Here is a 17,874-nt window from a genome sequence, read left to right as displayed (position 1 = left end):
GCCAGCATCAGACCGGTCTGCTTTTGATCGGGAAGCCCTTCCTTGCACCATCGCTCCCCAACGGATGCCCTGCCCCGCCAGGAGCCATCCCGGCCCATGGATCGGCGATGCAGGAAGCCAAGATGCTCTCTCAACAGGATGTGCGCTTTACCTCCAGTAGCGTTGACGACAGTGCCTTCGCTGTCGTCCGGGTCACACCCGCCCGCTCGGCCACGGAGCACAGCCGATGAGCGCCGCCCCTTCAACTCACCGCGAAGTGGCGCTGGTCCCGGCCAACACCCTGCACCAGAGCGACGTCGACTTCAGCATGAAGAAGCTCGACCAATGGCTGCTGCGCATGACCAACGACACCGTCGGCTGGAACACCATCCACACCGTTGGCTCGGTCTTGCCAGGGGTTGGCGGCGTCTTTGCCGCCATCGATGCTATCGCAGACCTGATTACCCTGATCGATGGCAATCAGGATGACGTCGTTACCTGGATCAGCTTTGGCATCAACGTCTTCGGCATCATGTCCTTCCCCGGCGTCGGCGCCGCCCGGGCGGCAATCCGCCCGACCCTGCACATGCTGCGCAGCCACAGCAAAGCCACCCTTGGCAATGCCTTGCTGACCGCGCTGGAAAGCAACCTCAACGCGCTCGCCCCCGGCGCCATTGAAGACTTTGCCACCGCGCTGCAACAGGGCCTTGCCAGCCTGCTGAGCCAGATCGCCGACAAGATCAAGCAAACCTGCCTCAGCTTCGCCAGCATGATCCGCTCGGTGGCGAGCCCGGAAGGCCAGCGCAAGATCGCGGAAACGGTCAAGAGCGGGAAAAAGTTCGTCGCCTCCACCGGCATTTTGGGCATGGCCATTTCCCTGCTGATCGACGACCCGCGCATGTCCGATGCGACCGTGCGCAAACTGCTGGAAGTGGCCGATACCGCGCAAACCATCGGCGCCAACGCCCACCGGAAAATCAACGCCCTGGCCGACCCGAGCAACACCCAGAGCATTGGCTACCTGGTCAGCATGCTGCTGACCGCCCTGGCCAATCGCAAAGGGCGCAAGGCCCAGGCGCAGAACATCGCCCCGCACGGCACCAGCCAGGCCACTGCGGTGAGTGGCCAGGGCCAACTGGTCGCCCGCTCCAGCGAAGCCCCGGCCAAAGCCGATCCGTCCGCCAAGAAGGACGGCTGCCCCTCGACCTGCCGCAGCATCAGCTTCGCCCGTGGCAGCGAAACCCTCACCCACACTGATTTCAGTTTGCCCGGCTGCTTTGCGCTGCAGTGGTCACGCACCTACCGCTCCAGCCTGGCGGCGTTCGACGGTGGCGTGTTCGGCGCCCGCTGGATCACGCCGTTCTCGACCTGCCTCGATGTGCTCAAGCAGGGCGTGCTCTACCACGCCGCGGACGGTCGCAGCCACACCTACCCGCTGCCGAAAATCGGCAAGCACCATTACGACGCCATCGAAGGCCTGGTGCTGATTCGCACCCAAGAGACGCAACTGGTCATCGCCCGCGGCTATGCCAGCCAGGAAAGCTACCAGCGCCAGGGCGAGCGCTTCGTGCTGCAGAGCATCCGCCAACGCGGCGGCGCGCGTATCGACCTGCACTATGAGCACCATCACCAGGGCACCCCGGTGCTGTCGGACCTAGTGACCTACCAGAACGAGGTGCAGCACCAGCACCTGGCCACCGCGCTCGACGAACACGGTCGGATCAGTGCGCTGTGGCAGGTGCGCAACGGCCAGCCACACCGCCAGCTGGCCGCCTATCGCTACGACGAACACGGCGACCTGCTGCAGGCCGACGATGAGCACCAGGCCAGCTGGAGCTACCAGTACCAAGATCACCTGATCACCCGTTACAGCGACCGCAGCGGGCGCGGCATCAACCTGCAATGGCAAGGCACCGGGCCTGACGCCAAGGCGGTGCGCGAGTGGGCCGACGATGGCAGCTTCGATACCCGCCTGGCGTGGGATGCCGATGTTCGCCTGACCTGCGTCACCGACGCCCACGGCCAGGTCACCAAGCACTACTACGACGGCCTGGGCTTTACCTACCGGGTGATTCATCCCGATGGCAGCGAAGAGTGGTTGCTGCGCGACACCGCCAAGAACATCACCCAGCACCTGCACGCCGATGGCAGCACCGAGCGCTTCGCCTACGACGAGCGCGGCAACCTGCTGCAACATACCCGCGCCGACGGCAGTTGCGTGCACTACGCCTACGACGACCACGACCAGCTGCTCAAGACCCGCGACGCCGAAGGCGGCCTGTGGCGGCGGGACTACGACCAGCGCGGCAACCTCATCGAAACCATCGACCCGCTGGAAAACACCACCCAGTACCGCTACAACAGCGACAACCTGCCCATCGCCGTAGTCGATGCCAATGGCAACGAAAAAACCCTCGCCTACACCGCCGACGGCCTGCTCAGCCAGTACACCGACTGCTCCGGCCACACCCGCCACTGGCACTACGACCCCTGCGGCCAGCTGATCCGCTACACCGACGCCCTCGGCCAAGTCACCGAGTACGCCTACGAAGCCGGCCAACTGGCCCGCCTCACCCACCCCGACCACAGCGTCGAGCAGTTCGAGCGCGACGCCGAAGGCCGCTTGCTCAGCCACACCGACGCGCTGCAGCGGCGCACCTGCTGGGCCTACAACGTCGCCGGCCTGATTGCCACGCGCACCGACGCCCAGGGCCACACCCTCGACTACCGCTGGGACCGCCTCGGCCGCCTGCTCGAACTGCGCAACGAAAACCACAGCAGCGCCCGCTTCAGCTACGACAGCATGGGCCGCCTGCTGAGCGAGACCGGCTTCGACGGTAAAGGCCGCAGCTACCATTACCACGCCGAAAGCGGCGTGCTCGCCCAGCAGCTGGACGAAGACCGGATCATCGAGTTCGCCTTCGACCGGCTCGGCCGCCTCAGCCAACGCCACGCCGGCCACCGCCATGGCCAGCACTGGCAAAGCGAAGCCTTCCACTACGACGGCAACGGCCAGCTGCTCATGGCCGAGAACAGCCAGAGCAAGCTGCAGTGGTTCTACGACCGGGCCGGCAACCTCAGCCGCGAGCACCAGTACTACCGCTTTCTCGACACCCCCAGCGTGGCCATCTGGCAGCACGAGTACGACGCCCTCAACCAACGCTGTGCCACCACCCGCCCGGATGGCCACCGGGTCAGCTGGCTGACCTACGGCAGCGGCCACCTACTGGCGATCAAGCTCGATGACGCCGAGCTGCTCAGCTACCAGCGCGACGCCCTGCACCGGGAAATCGGCCGCGTGCAAGGCAACGGCCTGCAGCAACGCCAGCAATGGACGGCCAACGGCTACCTGCACACGCAAAGCCTCACCCGGCCCGGCAGCAACGACTACCTGCGCAAGCGCCAGCACCACTACGACCCCGCCGGCCAACTGACCACCATCGACGACAGCAACCGCGGCACGCTCAGCTACCGCTACGACCCGCTCAACCGCCTGCTCGGCGCACACAGCCGGCTAGGCGCGGAAACCTTCGCCTTCGACCCCGCCAGCAACCTGCTCGACCCCCACGAAGCGCCCCAGGCCAACGGCCTCAAACGCAGCCGGCAGATGGACAACCTGCTGCACCAGTACCTGGGCAACCACTACCGCTACGACCCCCGCGGCAACCTCAGCGAGCGCTGGCTGGACGGCCAGCACGGCCGCTTCACCTGGGACCTGTACGACCGCCTGGTGGGCTACGAAGACGCCCGGCTCAAGGTCAACTACGGCTACGACGCCCTCGGCCGGCGCCTCTACAAGCAATCGGCTGCCAAGTACCAAGACCGCGCGCAGGCCGGCCCGCTGTGGAACCGCAAGCAACGCCTGGACCTCGATGAGCGCTACGGCTGCAAGAGCAGCATCTATGGCTGGGACGGCGACCACCTGGCGTTTGAAAGCACCTACCACCCGCGCGGCGAACGCACCACACACTACCTCTACGAGCCAGGCACCTTCGTGCCGCTGGTGCAGGCCTCGTACGAGCAACAAATCGCCCTGCTGCCCGAGCCGAGCTATGACGGGCCGTATGACATCGATCAGGATCCGGTCTGGCAATACCAGCCACAGGCACCGGCCTTCAAAGCGCTGGATTGGTACCAATGCGACCACCTAGGAACCCCGCTGGAGCTGACCGATCAGCACGGCGAGATGGTCTGGCGGGCGGACTATCAGGCCTGGGGGCAGGCCCAGGTGAGGCTGAGCGAGGCGGCGCAGCGCAGGAAACTCGACACTGCGCTACGGTTTCAGGGGCAGTACCTGGATGTGGAAACCGGGCTGCATTACAACCGGTACCGGTACTATGATCCGCAGGTGGGGCGGTTTGTTTCGGCGGATCCGATTGGGTATGCCGGGGGGCTGAATCTTTATCAATATGCGCCGAATGCAGTTGAGTGGGTTGATCCACTGGGCCTGGCTTCAAATAGAGACTTCAGACCGACCGCAAACCTCGACAGGAAATTATCCGCCCTGCAAAACGCCCAATCAACTTCGGAAAGAGAACGTATCTTACCGGACGGTAGAGTTAGGTACTATGAAAAAGAGAAACTTTCACGTACTCCAGGGCCAACGAGAGGAAGATCACACGCTACGGAATACAACCCGAGAACGGGACAAGTGAGGGCATGGGAGGAGACTTATGATCACTCAGGAAAAATAAATCGAGTCCACCCAAAAATGAATAACGGCAAACAACTGAATCTCCCTCATTACCCGCCAACTAAAGCAGATATTGACCAAGGATTAGCCACGCCAAACGGCAGGGCAATTACATGCGGATGCCTAAAATAAATGAGCGAAGAAATAAACAAATCGAGAATCGCGAAAGAAATCCTAGAGCACTTACATGCTCATACTTACATCCCCGACCAAATGGCGCTATTTGTATATCTAATATGGCTGGATGAGAAAATATACTTTTACGAAGATGAAAAATTCTGTGAAATCATCAAAGACCTACGAAGCATGGATGCTGGAGATGAATTCACCTATACAAAAGAAGAGATCATAGAAATGCTCACCCCCTACATCACACCCATTGGATAAGAACTGGAAACCCACCATTAAACCCCTGAAAATAATCGAATACAGGATGACTTCTAAAATTTATCCTTAATACGTGGAAAGAGCTTAATCCTATCCTGACACCAAAGTAGCGCTCTTTAATAATTTAGCTCAACCGCGTGCAAGGCAACGGCCTGCAGCGACGCCAGCAATGGACGGCCAACGGCTACCTGCACACGCAAAGCCTCGCCCAGCCGGCAGCAACGACTACCTGCGCGCCGAACGCACCACCCACTACCTCTACGAGCGAGACACATTCGTGCCGCTGGTGCAGGCCTCGTACGAGCAACAAATCGCCCTGCTGCCCGAGCACAGTTATGACGGGGCGTATGACATCGATCAGGATCGGGTCTGGCAATACCAGCCCCAGGCACCGGCCTTCAAAGCGCTGGACTGGTACCAATGCGACCACCTCGGAACCCCGCTGGAGCTAACCGATCAGCACGGCGAGATGGTCTGGCGGGCGGACTACCACGCCTGGGGGCAGGCCCAGGTGAGACTGAGCGAGGCGGCGCAGCGCAGGAAACTCGACACTGCGCTACGGTTTCAGGGGCAGTACCTGGATGTGGAAACCGGGCTGCATTACAACCGGTACCGGTACTATGATCCGCAGGTGGGGCGGTTTGTTTCGGCGGATCCAATTGGGTATGCCGGGGGGTTGAATCTTTATCAATATGCGCCGAATCCAGTTGAGTGGGTTGATCGTCTAGGACTATCAAGAGAAAAATGCAGCTGTAGCATATTCCCTGATGGAAGTATCGGTGAACTGAGAGCAAACGGAAAAAAAGACGCTCACCATATTATCCAAGATGCCGCAGTTAGAGAGCTACCAGGCTATAACACTAATCACGCTCCTGGAGCCCAGCTGGATGGCCCTTCCAATAAGGTAGGAACGTCACATTACTCTGCGACCCAAGTACAGCGACAAGCAGGAGGTGGCACGTATGGTGCTGAAAGACGAATAGGTTATAAGGCATTAAGAGCCGCAGGACTCTCGCCTCAGGATGCGCGCGCTGAGATTTTACGTGCAGATGGCTATTTTGAGGAAATCGGGGTAAGCAAGTCCACAGTCACACGGGCAGTTGGAAATAGACGAGGAGTCAAATAATGGAATCTCACAAGATCCTAGATATGATTTGCAAAGTAGTCTCCTTACTCAGCTCTGAAGAGTATGACGAACTCGAAAAACTCACCTCTGGAACAAGATTATCATCCCAAGAACTAAAACAAGCCATCTTGGAATACGGCGAAAAGATATGCCCACTACCGCCCGAAGCATTGAGAGAAGTAATTATTATTAACATTTGCGGATCAAACCACAAATCATGGTCAGTCACATGTCCTCTATGGACCGATAGCAAAGAACGTTCAGATTTAACCATTGAAATGACCATCAAAGAAAATTATCCAGAGGATATTACAGTTGAGATTGATAACATCCATGCACTCTGAGCACCCGAGCAATCTTATAATGAAATCATGATTTAAAAAACCAACCCAAGTCGCTGACAGAGAGAATTAAAATGCCCGTAGCCCCGCTCAGCGAGATACTCAGCACCTACCTAGATGGAGCCTCACTGGACAACCCTGGCATCATAGACCTACCGAGCTTCTCCACGGCAGCACTGAACGAATCCAACTATTTATTAGTGGGATCAAGAGATGACCTTCATTTTTACGAAAAAGAGCTAAAAACCGACTACAAAAATAAAACAATAAGCATCCAAAATAAAATTTACTACCACCTAGACAAACTAATGTTTATTGGACTGCAAATCGAACCAGCAATACGAGTTACCACTCTAATCAAAAAACACAACAAGAACATCAGGGGCAACGGCACAATCAAAAATATAGAACTTTACCTCACTCACGACCTCAAAGACGGAGCGATCATATTTAATCACAACACCCTATGCAGATTCAGCCAGTGGACCAGCAAAGGCGCATACCTTGCAACGACAATAGAAAGCATTACAAACACACAAGATGAGCTTAAAAACATCTCGCTCAATCAAATTAAAAAAACAATGAACCCCTCCAGCGCCACCATTCACACAAGTTCTTCACCACTCCGTCGCACGCCCGCACTCCATCGACTGACAAGTACAATTACGAGCATCGATGCAACCAAAATATAGAACACCAAAAATTTGAAGGCGACATAAATAACTCACAATGCCCATAAAGAAAATAAACGTAGAAGAATTCAAGCTCATATTGATCAGGTTCTCGGAAATCCAAGAAGCCTTAGTTGCTGCATTTCTAGAGCTGTCAAAAACCAAAGGTCAGTGGCCCACCAAGGGAACCATTCTCCTTAACAACGAACGATGGGCATACAGGAAACATGGAGCAGGGGTTTGTTTCACAAGTAAAAATACAGGAGAAGAAATTGACGCACATTCTGGAATAGAACAAAAGCCATACAAAAAAGACTCATGGCGCCTTGAAATCTACTTTGCATCACTTGACAGGAAAATCGTCTCCTTCAACCAGAGAACTTATGATTCCCACATCGACTGCGACATCAAATGCCTGATGTCAAAACTGGCAAACCAAAATGAATTAAAAGCCATTGGTTACACTTCAGAATAACCGACGCGCTTGCCTATCACTGGTCACACTACTAGCACTTCGGCCAACCCAATCTTAACCGAATGACACTGAATAGATCGAAAAATAAACTTCAACAACAGCTACTCTAGCACTCTTACATTGAGCTACCACACCAACAATTAAAATCAAAGAAAAGCCACGAATACCCTCAACTCAAAAAAAGACAAAAAAACTGTCAAACGTTTCCGCGTCAGAACCGAGTAAGCCGTGATCAAGCTATATTTATCTAGAACAGTGGCAGAAGAGCCCGCCAGCGATTTTGATATGGGTGATATTGAGCTAATCATAGACAGCTTTATTTTCAACTCAAGCGCCAGTCCGCGGCATCAATGCATGATATACATTTCTCTTATAGAGCTGATCGACAAACTGACCGACACGAAAGCAAAACGATTCGAATTTGTAGCCGTAGACTCATCGTTCTCCATAAAATTTAAAAATATAAAATCGACAGTCGAAATCATCCACAACCACCAGATCACGCCCGCCATCGACCGAGTAGAGCTCCTCAAAGCGGTAGACGAAGGCTTGAACGAATTTCTTTCAACGGAAAAGAACTGTCTCCCAACACACAGCCGCATTGCAGCAGATCTTTGCAACGCAATAAACAATTTGAAAACAACCCTCCTAAAATTCGAAAACAATCCACCTTAGCGACATGCAAGCGGCCTACCCAGATCAGAGCTTCAGAATCAGCTGAGCAGCAAAGGACGTAGATGAGCCAATTAGATTAGGCTGCAGAATTGAACGCCCACTGATACTCAAGCGCAAAGCAAACATTCTATGAACAAGACTATTGCAAATGAAATTCACCCCTTACAAGAGAGACCTACTCCACAGAGCAAGCCAGGGCAAAATCATAGTTAATCACCTTGAGAAAAAACTGGAAAAACTATTAATACCCACTCAGGCCCACAAAAATCTCATAGACCTTGCCAAAACCGATAAAATTATTGGAATTCTTAACGAAATGAAGGTCATCGAATGCACCGAGAGAAAATTCACATGCATAAATGAGTGCTTTTCATTCGTAGCATCCGAAGTCTCGGGGCGTAACTGCTACATACTAATTGATGATGACTGGAAATATTGTGGAGCTTTGCATATAGACCCCGAAGTGCGACTAAATACCGAATTCAATTTCGATGAAAACAACAGTGATGAAATAAGATTTATTTTCTGCGACTTAACAACCCAGATAACCATTGACTATTTTCAAGACACAACAAACCCACCATATGAATGTACGCTAAAAAGATACACACCCATATACAGCACCTATCTTATAACCTGAGGAAAATCGATAACTTAAAGTAAATCACACAGCCATAGCCAACGGAACGAGAAAATATTACCTACCCCACCACTGAGCGGTGTCCGCCTGAGCAAGGAAAGCTACAGCAAGAAAATCCGTTCGTTTCACCCGAGATCCGTATGAGTGCAAGGTGGCTTTATGGAACTTTACTCATCGCTCAAAAGCACTTATAACAACTCAAACAACGCCCATGACGACCGCTGAAAAACCTTTCGAAACAACCAAAGACATATTTGTCGACAATGAAACCTTTACAATCAGGAAAAATCCAAAAAACTCCAAAGCCATACTATCCGCCGCACTGATTGCTTATGATTCAGACACGCTCCAAAACACCCAAGCAAAAGCTATAGAAGAGCTTTACAACCAGATACTCAAAAATGTACCGAATTACACCCCCTGGCTTTTAGTCAGCAATGGCGCCATGGTGCAAACAAATCGAATTGTAGAATATTACGGTCTTTGGCGCGCCTTTGAAAAAAACGGAATAGTTTTACCTAAGGGACAACGAACCCAAGAATACGCATTACGCGATGCCAAAGAGGTTCAATATTTTGGTGCCATCCTTCTAGACAACCCTGAATTTTTACAGATTGCAAAATTAACCGCCCCAGACTCTTCCGCTCACCTCATACTGACCAGCAACGCGCGCTCAATTCTTGGACTATTGCAGAAAGGGTGGCACTACGATTCAAAAAAACACCCCACCGACTTACTGCATCATCTTAGCCTAACCTCTAACTGCCTAATCCACCCTATTGGTGAATTCGACGACATTGAGGGTGGAGCAGTAGCAATAGCCTCTCCACAGATTATCAGCAAATGTTTCAGAGACACAGCACATAGGTCTGACTGAGAAAACCTGGACACTCTCACTCCTACTTTATGACTAGAACAGCACCTACACAACCTAGCCTTTTATAACCGCAACCAAAACTGCAGCACTATAAAACGAGATAGGTGAGTTGCATCAGCAGAACTCACTCACCACATAGACAGGTTAACTATTTATACACATACATAAAAACGCAAAGCACTTCGAACACCTGTACCTATTCAAACTGATGGAATATCAAAATGAACCTGATACGACTCTACGAAAAAATAATTGCCAAAGAGGCTTACAGAGACCTCGAAGTATTTTTTTGCGAAATCGATAGTTTTGAAGAGATTCCTTTAATATCGAGAGACAGCAGGCTTGCAAAGCTGCAAAAAATGCTCAAACAGGACGACGCATCTGAATTCTTACTAGGGCTTGCCTATTTTCTCCTCAATACAATTCGCTTGATTGGCCGCTCTAAGAACATCAAATACGGACTGCTTGCAATCACATACGTAGATTTTGATGAGCGTGAATACGGCCCTACACTCAGACCCCACTTATTTTTCTACCCTGACGAACCAGGCCAGAAGCTCTATGACACCCTGCTAAAAAAACAGCCACCAAATGATTCAACAGAAATGTTACACATTAAAAGCACGTTTAAATCTTGCAATCTTTTAGAGCAATTTATTTTTATTGAAAGCCGATGGTTTGACGAGGCGTGCAAGGAAGAACTGATCCGAATATTTGCCATACCAAAACAATCTTAAACACCTGACGGTGCGGCCCAGACTATCACCCCGCAATGACTCATGAATCCACTCAGAGAAAGTCGAAGTGAATGATTCTATATGCACTAGAGGGAATATATCATGAGACGTAGATACTCCCCTGCCCCTAATCGATGGAGTTCGCCATAACCGAGTGAACCTTTAAATTACAACAGGATGGGCATTAGCTGACAAATACATGATAAAAGACTATTTACCGCTTACTCACCTACTGCGCAGGCATGCAGACTTTATTGGAAATGTAAGCACGGGACCGGTAAATCCATAAATACGAACAACATTCGATATCGAGAGGCGAATAGATGATTAATAATGCTGACGAATTTAAAAAATATGTGGAAAGCGACGACAATGAACAGCTTTCAAAGTCAAGAGACTCCGCGCCAGATGAAGTATGGCTAGAAGTTATAAATAAATACCCAGAGCTGTGCTCCCAAGTAGCATCAAACAACACAATCTCAGAATTAATCCTAGAGCAACTATCTTTAAATGAATCGGATGCGATTCGCTGGGATATCGCGATGAAACGGCGTATAAACAGGGCAACATTCGAGCGCCTAGCAAAAGACCCTGAGCCGAGTGTCAGGGAAAGAATCGCGTGCAACCCGAAGGTGCCAAGGGATATTTTAGAGGAACTCTGCAAAGACCCCGACCCACTAGTTTGCAACGCAGCCAATGAGAAATTGAATTTAAAAAAATCTGAATTGTGACCTTGGCTCACCAAAGACTAGCCCAACCGATATACTGCATCACACTGCCAGTGCGACTCAAGCTGAGCGCCCCCCCCCTTGAATCTCCCCACTGCACAGCCCAACCCGCCCAGCGCCTCTACGCCCGTTGATACAAATCAACATGAATTGTTACCGCCCCCCCTAGACTCCGGACACTGCTGCTCCTATACCGGGGACTACCCTCATGCTCGACGACCTGCGTTGGGATGCCGACCTGATCCGCCGCTACGACCTGGCCGGCCCTCGCTACACCTCTTACCCAACCGCGGTGCAACTGCACAGCGAGGTGGGCTCGTTCGACCTGCTCCACGCCCTGCGCGAGAGCCGGCGGGCGGTGCGGCCGTTGTCGCTGTACGTGCACGTGCCGTTCTGCGCCAACATCTGCTACTACTGCGCCTGCAACAAGGTGATCACCAAGGACCGTGCGCGGGCCCTGCCCTACCTGCAACGCCTGGAGCAGGAGATCCAACTGATCGCCTGCCACCTGGACCCCAAGCAAAAGGTTGAGCAGCTGCACTTTGGCGGCGGCACGCCAACCTTCCTCAGTCACGTCGAGCTGCGCCAGCTGATGGCCAGCCTGCGCCAGCACTTCCACCTGCTCGACGACGATTCTGGCGACTACGGCATCGAGATCGACCCGCGTGAGGCCGACTGGTCGACCATGGGCCTGCTGCGCGAACTGGGCTTCAATCGGGTCAGCCTCGGCGTGCAGGATCTCGATCCGGTCGTGCAGCGTGCGGTCAACCGCCTGCAGAGCCTGGAGCAGACCCGCACGCTGATCGAGGCGGCGCGCACCTTGCAGTTCCGCTCGGTCAACCTCGACCTGATCTACGGCCTGCCCAAGCAGACCCCAGAAGGCTTTGCCCGCACCGTCGAAGAGGTGATCCGCCTGCAGCCAGATCGGCTGTCGGTGTTCAACTACGCGCACCTGCCTGAACGCTTCATGCCCCAGCGGCGCATCGACAGCAACGATTTGCCGGCCCCGGCAGCGAAGCTTGAGATGCTCCACGCCACCATCGAGCAACTGACTAACGCGGGTTATCGCTACATCGGCATGGACCACTTCGCCTTGCCGGACGACGAGTTGGCCATCGCCCAGGAAGAAGGCACCCTGCAACGTAATTTCCAGGGCTACACCACCCATGGTCACTGCGATCTGATCGGCCTGGGGGTTTCGGCGATCAGCCAGATCGGCGATCTGTACTGCCAGAACAGCAGCGACCTGAACACCTACAAAGAGACCCTGTCCAGCGCGCAACTGGCGACCCAGCGCGGGCTGCTGTGCAACCAGGACGATCGTATTCGGCGGGCGGTGATCCAACAGTTGATCTGCCACTTCGAGCTGGAGTTCGAGCAGATCGAGCGGCAGTTCACGCTGGATTTTCGCGGCTATTTCAATGCGCTGTGGCCTGAACTGCAGGCCATGCACCGCGACGGCTTGATCAGCCTGGACAGCAAGTGCATCAAGGTCCTGCCGGCTGGGCGGCTGCTGGTACGCTCGGTGTGCATGGTGTTCGATGCCTACCTGGGGCTGCACAATCGTCAGCGCTTTTCGCGGGTGATCTGACGTACAGCGAGACGATCAACCGCATGGACATCCTCGCGTGGCGAGCACACTATTGGCCAGTGACAGGCTGCGGCCAACCAGAATCGCAGCCCGGTCAGCGCGCACCAAAATAGCGCAAGCTGGCCTACAGCCTATGCCGTCGGTTATCCTTACGGCTTATGTGTGCTTTCCCACAAGGATCGAAGAAATGTCCGAGCCAGTTAAACTGCGCCCACACAACCAGGCCCATTGCAAGGATTGCAGCCTGGCCCCCCTGTGCCTGCCCCTGTCCCTTAACCTTGAAGACATGGATGCACTGGATGAAATCGTCAAGCGCGGCCGCCCGCTGAAGAAGGGCGAGTTCCTGTTCCGCCAGGGTGACAATTTCGGCTCGGTCTATGCGGTACGCTCCGGCGCCCTGAAGACGTTCAGCCTGAGCGACAGCGGCGAAGAGCAGATCACCGGCTTCCATCTGCCCAGCGAGCTGGTCGGCCTGTCCGGCATGGACACCGAAGCCTATCCGGTCTCGGCCCAGGCCCAGGAGACCACTTCGGTCTGCGAGATCCCCTTCGAGCGCCTCGATGAGCTGTCGGTGCAACTGCCGCAGTTGCGTCGCCAGCTGATGCGGGTGATGAGCCGGGAAATCCGCGACGACCAGCAAATGATGCTGCTGTTGTCGAAAAAAACCGCCGACGAGCGCATCGCCACCTTCCTGGTCAACCTGTCGGCGCGCTTCCGCGCCCGCGGTTATTCGGCCAACCAGTTCCGCCTGAGCATGTCGCGCAACGAGATTGGCAATTACCTAGGCCTGGCGGTAGAAACCGTTTCGCGAGTGTTCACCCGCTTCCAGCAAAACGGTCTGATCACTGCCGAAGGCAAGGAAGTGCATATCCTCGACCCGATCCAGCTGTGTGCATTGGCGGGCGGTGCAATCGAAGTCTGAAGCTAACGGTTCGGGGTATACTTGCTGCTTGGTTTTTCAGGATACCCCTTTCATGCACAGCGACACCTTCGACCTCAAAGCCCTGATCCGCCCGGTAGTGGACTTTCCCAAACCGGGGGTGATCTTCCGCGATATCACGCCGTTGTTCCAGTCGCCGCGCGGCTTGCGCTATGTGGCCGACCAGTTCATCGAGCGTTATGTCGAGGCCGAATTCAGCCATATCGGCGCCATGGATGCGCGCGGCTTTCTGATCGGCTCGATCATCGCCCACCAACTGAACAAGCCGCTGATCCTGTTCCGCAAGCAGGGCAAGCTGCCGGCTGACGTGCTCTCTGAGGGCTACCAGACCGAATATGGCGAGGCCTTCCTGGAAGTGCATGCCGACAGCCTGTGCGAAGGCGATTCGGTGCTGATCTTCGATGACTTGATCGCCACCGGCGGCACCTTGCTGGCAGCTGCCAATCTGGTGCGTCGCACGGGTGCTGAAGTGTTCGAGGCGGCGGCGATCATCGATCTGCCGGAGCTGGAAGGTTCGCGTCGGCTGCAGGCGGCGGGTGTGCCGACGTTCTGCCTGACTGAGTTTTCGCTGAGCGAATACTGAGTGCGTTCAGTTGATTGATGGGCCAGCCTGGCTGGCCTCATCGCGGGGCAAGCCCGCTCCCACGATAGCGCACCGTAGCGCTGCCAAGTTGGCGCTAGACCCAGATTGGCGTGGGAGCGGGCTTGCCCCGCGATGAGGCCCTATCAAACGCCAGAGATCAGCGCCCGCCCGGCGAAACGATGATCTTCACATTCTCCTCCTTGTTGTTGACCAACTCCTCGAACCCCAGCTCGACAATCTGCTCCAGGCCAATGCGCCCCGTCACCAGCGGGCGGATATCCAGACGCCCATCGGCAATGAAGGCAATCACATCGGCAAATTCGCCGTTGTAGGCCAACGCCCCAAGCACCTGTTTCTCGGTCGAGACCAGATCGAAGAAGTTGAACGCACTGGGCTCCTCGAAGATCCCCACCAGCACGCACTTGCCCGCTTTGCGAATGGCATCGATGGCAAGCTTGGCGGTGTGCTTGTTGCCGATACACTCAAAACTCACATCCGCGCCCAGCCCCGCCGTTAGCCCGCGGATCTCGGCCAGGGCATCGCATTGGCTGGGGTCGAGCACGGCACTGGCGCCCACTTGCAGGGCCTTGGCCTTACGTGCCGAGGACATTTCCAGGGCGATCACCTGCGCCGCGCCCGCCGCCTTGGCACACATGATGGTACACAGGCCGATGGTGCCCGCACCGACCACCACCACGTTCTGCCCCAGCAGGCTGCCGGCCTTCTTAACTGCATGCATGCCCACCGCCAGTGGCTCGATCAACGCCCCCGCCTCACGCGGGAAACCTTCTGGCAAGCGGTACAGCAGGTTGGCCGGTACATTCACTCGCTCGGCAAAGGCACCGTTGTTCATCAGCCCGGTAAAAGCCAGCTGTTCGCAGATGTTGTACAAGCCATGGGTGCAGTAATAGCAGCTGCCGCAATGCTGGCAGGCATCGGCCGCCACTGCATCGCCGACGGCGTAGCCGGTGACACCCTCGCCGAGCTTGGCGATCTCGCCGCAGAACTCATGACCCAGGATGCATTGCCCCTGGATCCCGGTCAGCGGATGCGGCGCCTCGACCGGTATGAACACCGGGCCTGCGACGTATTCGTGCAGGTCCGAGCCGCAGATCCCGCACCAATCCACCTTGATCTGCACCCAGCCAGGCGGCGGATCGTCCGGCAGCGGTACCTGTTCGACGCGAATATCGTGGCGGCCATGCCAAACGGCGGCGCGCATATGGGTGTGGCTCAGGTCGTTCATTATTGTTGTCTCCAGGCTCACGTAAGTGACTCAGTGTTTGCGCAGGAACGCCTGCAAGGCTTGGTTGACCTGCTCGGCAGCCTCCATCTGCACCATGTGCCCAACCCCGTCGATCAGCAGCACTTCGGCTTCTACGCCTTGGCTGTGGCTGGCGGGGATGATCGCGTCCTGACTGCCCCAAACCACCAGGGCCGGATGTTGCCCAAGCACCCCGCGCAAGTCGTGACGCTGGCGATCGCCCTCGGCGATGCTCGCCGCCAGTTGCCGCAGGGCGCTGTCGACGCCTTCCAGGCGCTTGAACTTGAGCATGTCCTCGAGCATCTGCCGGGTCACCAGGCCCTGATCGGCAAACAGCTTGCTCATGTGTGGCTTGAGCGCATTGCGATTGCCCGCCTCGACGAAGCCCTGCAGGTACTGGCCATTGATCTGCGCGCCTAAGCCGGCGCTGGCGATCAGGCTCAGGCTGGCCACCCGCTGGGGTGCCAGGCGCGCCAGGTTGAGGCTGACCGCGCCGCCCATCGAGTGCCCTGCCAGGTGGGCGCGGGGAATGTCGAGGTGATCGAGCAGCGCCAGCAGCGCGTCACTCAATTCATCCAGATCGCCCCGTTGCAGGGCCTTGGCCGACTCACCATGGCCGGGCAGATCGAGCGCTATGACCCGACGCTCGGCCGCCAGCGCCGGGTGGTTGAACAGCCAGTTGTTCAGATCGCCAGCAAAGCCATGCACCAGCACCAGCGGCGTGCCGCCCTCGCCCAGCTCGAACCAGCGCAACAGCCGGCCGCCGACCTCGGCCTTCTGCGGCGTCGGCCCCTGGGCTTGATCGGCGCCGCCGTCGGCCACGAACTCGGCCTGAAAGCGTTGTACCACCGCATCGATCTCAGCCTCTTGCGCCTCGCCTTCGACCACCACCGCCAGCAGCGCACCGACCGGCAAGGTCTCGTCAGGCTTGGCTACTTGCCGGCGCAGCACGCCACTGAATGGCGCCTCGACGCTGCTGCTGATCTTGTCGGTCTCGACATCCAGCACTTCATCGCCTTTGTTGATCTGCTCGCCTTCCTGCTTGAGCCAGGTGTCGACCCGGCCCTCGGTCATCGACAGGCCCCATTTGGGCATGGTCAGGGTATGGATCTGGCTCATGCGGCGCTCCTTGCAGCTTCGATGACCTTGCGCACGGCAGCCTCGATCTTCGCCGCAGTGGGGATGTACAGGTCTTCCAACGCATCGGAGAACGGCACCGGGGTGTGCGGCGCGGTGACCATCTCGATCGGCCCCTTGAGCGATGAGAAGGCTTTCTGTGCCACCAGCGCGCTGATGTCGGTGGCCATCGAGCAGCGCGGGTTGGCCTCGTCGATCACCACCAGCCGACCGGTTTTTTCCACACTTTCCAGGATGCTGTCTTCATCCAGCGGGCTGGTGGTGCGCAGGTCCAGCACTTCGCAGTCGATGCCCTGGCGCGCGAGGTTGTTGGCCGCCTCCATGGCCAGGTGGACCATGCGCCCATAGGTCACCAGGGTCACGTCGTCGCCGTCGCGCAGGTAGTTGGCTTCTCCGAAGGGTACGGTGTAGAGCTCCTCGGGGACCTCGCCTTGCATGCTGTAGAGCAGTTTGTGCTCGCAGAAGATGACCGGGTCGTTGTCGCGAATCGCCTGGATCAGCAAGCCCTTGGCGTCATACGGCGAAGAGGGGCAGACCACTTTAAGGCCGGGGATGTGGGTCCACAGCGAGGTGAGCATCTGCGAGTGCTGGGCGGCGGCGCGCAGGCCGGCGCCGACCATGGTGCGCATCACCAGCGGGGTCACCGCCTTGCCGCCGAACATGTAGCGGAACTTGGCCGCCTGGTTGAGGATCTGGTCCAGGCAGCAGCCCGCGAAATCGACGAACATCAGTTCGCACACCGGACGCAGGCCCTGGGTGGCCGCGCCCACTGCAGCCCCGACGTAGCCGATCTCCGACAGCGGCGCATCCAGCACCCGACCGGGGAACTGGTGGTAAAGACCTTTGGTCACCCCCAACACACCGCCCCAGGCATCGTCCTCGCCAGGCGCGCCGGCCCCGCCAGCCACGTCTTCACCAATGATGAACACGCTCGTGTCGCGGCGCATTTCCTGGGCCAGGGCCTCGTTGATGGCCTGCTGGTAGCTGATCTTTCTTGCCATGATGATTCTCCTGTCGTTGTTGTTGTGCC

The 17,874-nt window shown here is 56.3% G+C and carries 17 protein-coding genes; 14 read left to right on the top strand and 3 right to left on the bottom strand.

Going from position 1 to position 17,874, the window contains the following annotated elements:
• Window positions 1–226: 226 nt before the first annotated feature.
• From HU737_RS04545 to HU737_RS04480, 14 genes are all read left to right on the top strand, one after another.
• Entirely contained in the window at window positions 227–4,804 is a 4,578-nt protein-coding gene (locus HU737_RS04545; protein ID WP_217838521.1) for an RHS repeat-associated core domain-containing protein, read from the top strand.
• Window positions 4,805–5,059, top strand: a complete 255-nt coding sequence (locus tag HU737_RS04540) for a hypothetical protein (protein WP_186556046.1) — start codon at window positions 4,805–4,807, stop codon at window positions 5,057–5,059.
• A 169-nt stretch (window positions 5,060–5,228) separates the two neighbouring features.
• Window positions 5,229–6,185, top strand: a complete 957-nt coding sequence (locus HU737_RS04535) for an RHS repeat-associated core domain-containing protein (RefSeq protein ID WP_186556045.1) — start codon at window positions 5,229–5,231, stop codon at window positions 6,183–6,185.
• Entirely contained in the window at window positions 6,185–6,529 is a 345-nt protein-coding gene (locus HU737_RS04530; RefSeq protein ID WP_186556044.1) for a DUF7668 domain-containing protein, read from the top strand. The genes HU737_RS04535 and HU737_RS04530 overlap by 1 nt, the downstream gene beginning before the upstream one ends.
• Window positions 6,530–6,600: 71 nt before the next feature.
• Window positions 6,601–7,218: a hypothetical protein gene (locus tag HU737_RS04525; protein WP_186556043.1), complete on the top strand. Its 618-nt coding sequence runs from the start codon at window positions 6,601–6,603 to the stop codon at window positions 7,216–7,218.
• Window positions 7,219–7,255: 37 nt separating this feature from the next.
• On the top strand, window positions 7,256–7,672 hold the full coding sequence (locus tag HU737_RS04520; RefSeq protein WP_186556042.1) for a DUF6896 domain-containing protein: 417 nt from the start codon (window positions 7,256–7,258) through the stop codon (window positions 7,670–7,672).
• A gap of 228 nt (window positions 7,673–7,900) precedes the next feature.
• Window positions 7,901–8,347, top strand: coding sequence for a hypothetical protein (locus tag HU737_RS04515; RefSeq protein WP_186556041.1), 447 nt, complete (start codon window positions 7,901–7,903; stop codon window positions 8,345–8,347).
• Between the two features lie 148 nt (window positions 8,348–8,495).
• Window positions 8,496–8,987 carry a hypothetical protein gene (locus tag HU737_RS04510; RefSeq protein WP_186556040.1) on the top strand — a complete coding sequence of 164 codons (492 nt, stop codon included), beginning with the start codon at window positions 8,496–8,498 and terminating at the stop codon, window positions 8,985–8,987.
• 211 nt (window positions 8,988–9,198) lie between these two features.
• The gene (locus HU737_RS04505; protein WP_186556039.1) at window positions 9,199–9,864 is read left to right on the top strand and encodes a hypothetical protein; all 666 of its coding nucleotides are present in this window, start codon (window positions 9,199–9,201) and stop codon (window positions 9,862–9,864) included.
• Window positions 9,865–10,085: 221 nt separating this feature from the next.
• On the top strand, window positions 10,086–10,601 hold the full coding sequence (locus HU737_RS04500) for an Imm15 family immunity protein (protein WP_186556038.1): 516 nt from the start codon (window positions 10,086–10,088) through the stop codon (window positions 10,599–10,601).
• 323 nt (window positions 10,602–10,924) lie between these two features.
• Window positions 10,925–11,332 carry a hypothetical protein gene (locus HU737_RS04495; protein ID WP_186556037.1) on the top strand — a complete coding sequence of 136 codons (408 nt, stop codon included), beginning with the start codon at window positions 10,925–10,927 and terminating at the stop codon, window positions 11,330–11,332.
• Window positions 11,333–11,537: 205 nt separating this feature from the next.
• Window positions 11,538–12,920 carry an oxygen-independent coproporphyrinogen III oxidase gene (hemN, locus tag HU737_RS04490; protein ID WP_186556036.1) on the top strand — a complete coding sequence of 461 codons (1,383 nt, stop codon included), beginning with the start codon at window positions 11,538–11,540 and terminating at the stop codon, window positions 12,918–12,920.
• A gap of 187 nt (window positions 12,921–13,107) precedes the next feature.
• The gene (fnrA, locus tag HU737_RS04485) at window positions 13,108–13,842 is read left to right on the top strand and encodes a Crp/Fnr family transcriptional regulator FnrA (protein WP_186556035.1); all 735 of its coding nucleotides are present in this window, start codon (window positions 13,108–13,110) and stop codon (window positions 13,840–13,842) included.
• Between the two features lie 52 nt (window positions 13,843–13,894).
• Window positions 13,895–14,443 (top strand): adenine phosphoribosyltransferase, encoded by a 549-nt coding sequence (locus HU737_RS04480; RefSeq protein WP_186556034.1) that lies wholly within the window; start codon window positions 13,895–13,897, stop codon window positions 14,441–14,443.
• A 157-nt stretch (window positions 14,444–14,600) separates the two neighbouring features.
• Here HU737_RS04480 and HU737_RS04475 read toward each other — a convergent pair whose 3' ends face one another.
• The 3 genes from HU737_RS04475 to HU737_RS04465 are packed head-to-tail and all read right to left on the bottom strand — an operon-like array spanning window position 14,601 to window position 17,845.
• Window positions 14,601–15,665: a 2,3-butanediol dehydrogenase gene (locus HU737_RS04475; RefSeq protein ID WP_225915660.1), complete on the bottom strand. Its 1,065-nt coding sequence runs from the start codon at window positions 15,663–15,665 to the stop codon at window positions 14,601–14,603.
• 54 nt (window positions 15,666–15,719) lie between these two features.
• Window positions 15,720–16,826 carry an acetoin dehydrogenase dihydrolipoyllysine-residue acetyltransferase subunit gene (locus HU737_RS04470; protein ID WP_186556032.1) on the bottom strand — a complete coding sequence of 369 codons (1,107 nt, stop codon included), beginning with the start codon at window positions 16,824–16,826 and terminating at the stop codon, window positions 15,720–15,722.
• The gene (locus HU737_RS04465; protein ID WP_186556031.1) at window positions 16,823–17,845 is read right to left on the bottom strand and encodes an alpha-ketoacid dehydrogenase subunit beta; all 1,023 of its coding nucleotides are present in this window, start codon (window positions 17,843–17,845) and stop codon (window positions 16,823–16,825) included. The genes HU737_RS04470 and HU737_RS04465 overlap by 4 nt, the downstream gene beginning before the upstream one ends.
• Window positions 17,846–17,874 lie beyond the last annotated feature (29 nt).

The organism is Pseudomonas urmiensis, from assembly GCF_014268815.2.
Classification (GTDB): domain Bacteria; phylum Pseudomonadota; class Gammaproteobacteria; order Pseudomonadales; family Pseudomonadaceae; genus Aquipseudomonas; species Aquipseudomonas urmiensis.
This window is presented reverse-complemented; position numbering and strand designations above follow the sequence as displayed.

Excerpts from the sequence above, each read along its gene's own strand:
- HU737_RS04545 (WP_217838521.1), top strand. The coding sequence starts at position 227 with ATGAGCGCCGCCCCTTCAACTCACCGCGAAGTGGCGCTGGTCCCGGCC.
- HU737_RS04540 (WP_186556046.1), top strand. The coding sequence starts at position 4,805 with ATGAGCGAAGAAATAAACAAATCGAGAATCGCGAAAGAAATCCTAGAG.
- HU737_RS04535 (WP_186556045.1), top strand. The coding sequence starts at position 5,229 with ATGGACGGCCAACGGCTACCTGCACACGCAAAGCCTCGCCCAGCCGGC.
- HU737_RS04530 (WP_186556044.1), top strand. The coding sequence starts at position 6,185 with ATGGAATCTCACAAGATCCTAGATATGATTTGCAAAGTAGTCTCCTTA.
- HU737_RS04525 (WP_186556043.1), top strand. The coding sequence starts at position 6,601 with ATGCCCGTAGCCCCGCTCAGCGAGATACTCAGCACCTACCTAGATGGA.
- HU737_RS04520 (WP_186556042.1), top strand. The coding sequence starts at position 7,256 with ATGCCCATAAAGAAAATAAACGTAGAAGAATTCAAGCTCATATTGATC.
- HU737_RS04510 (WP_186556040.1), top strand. The coding sequence starts at position 8,496 with ATGAAATTCACCCCTTACAAGAGAGACCTACTCCACAGAGCAAGCCAG.
- HU737_RS04505 (WP_186556039.1), top strand. The coding sequence starts at position 9,199 with ATGACGACCGCTGAAAAACCTTTCGAAACAACCAAAGACATATTTGTC.
- HU737_RS04500 (WP_186556038.1), top strand. The coding sequence starts at position 10,086 with ATGAACCTGATACGACTCTACGAAAAAATAATTGCCAAAGAGGCTTAC.
- HU737_RS04495 (WP_186556037.1), top strand. The coding sequence starts at position 10,925 with ATGATTAATAATGCTGACGAATTTAAAAAATATGTGGAAAGCGACGAC.
- hemN (WP_186556036.1), top strand. The coding sequence starts at position 11,538 with ATGCTCGACGACCTGCGTTGGGATGCCGACCTGATCCGCCGCTACGAC.
- fnrA (WP_186556035.1), top strand. The coding sequence starts at position 13,108 with ATGTCCGAGCCAGTTAAACTGCGCCCACACAACCAGGCCCATTGCAAG.
- HU737_RS04480 (WP_186556034.1), top strand. The coding sequence starts at position 13,895 with ATGCACAGCGACACCTTCGACCTCAAAGCCCTGATCCGCCCGGTAGTG.
- HU737_RS04475 (WP_225915660.1), bottom strand. The coding sequence starts at position 15,665 with ATGCGCGCCGCCGTTTGGCATGGCCGCCACGATATTCGCGTCGAACAG.
- HU737_RS04470 (WP_186556032.1), bottom strand. The coding sequence starts at position 16,826 with ATGAGCCAGATCCATACCCTGACCATGCCCAAATGGGGCCTGTCGATG.
- HU737_RS04465 (WP_186556031.1), bottom strand. The coding sequence starts at position 17,845 with ATGGCAAGAAAGATCAGCTACCAGCAGGCCATCAACGAGGCCCTGGCC.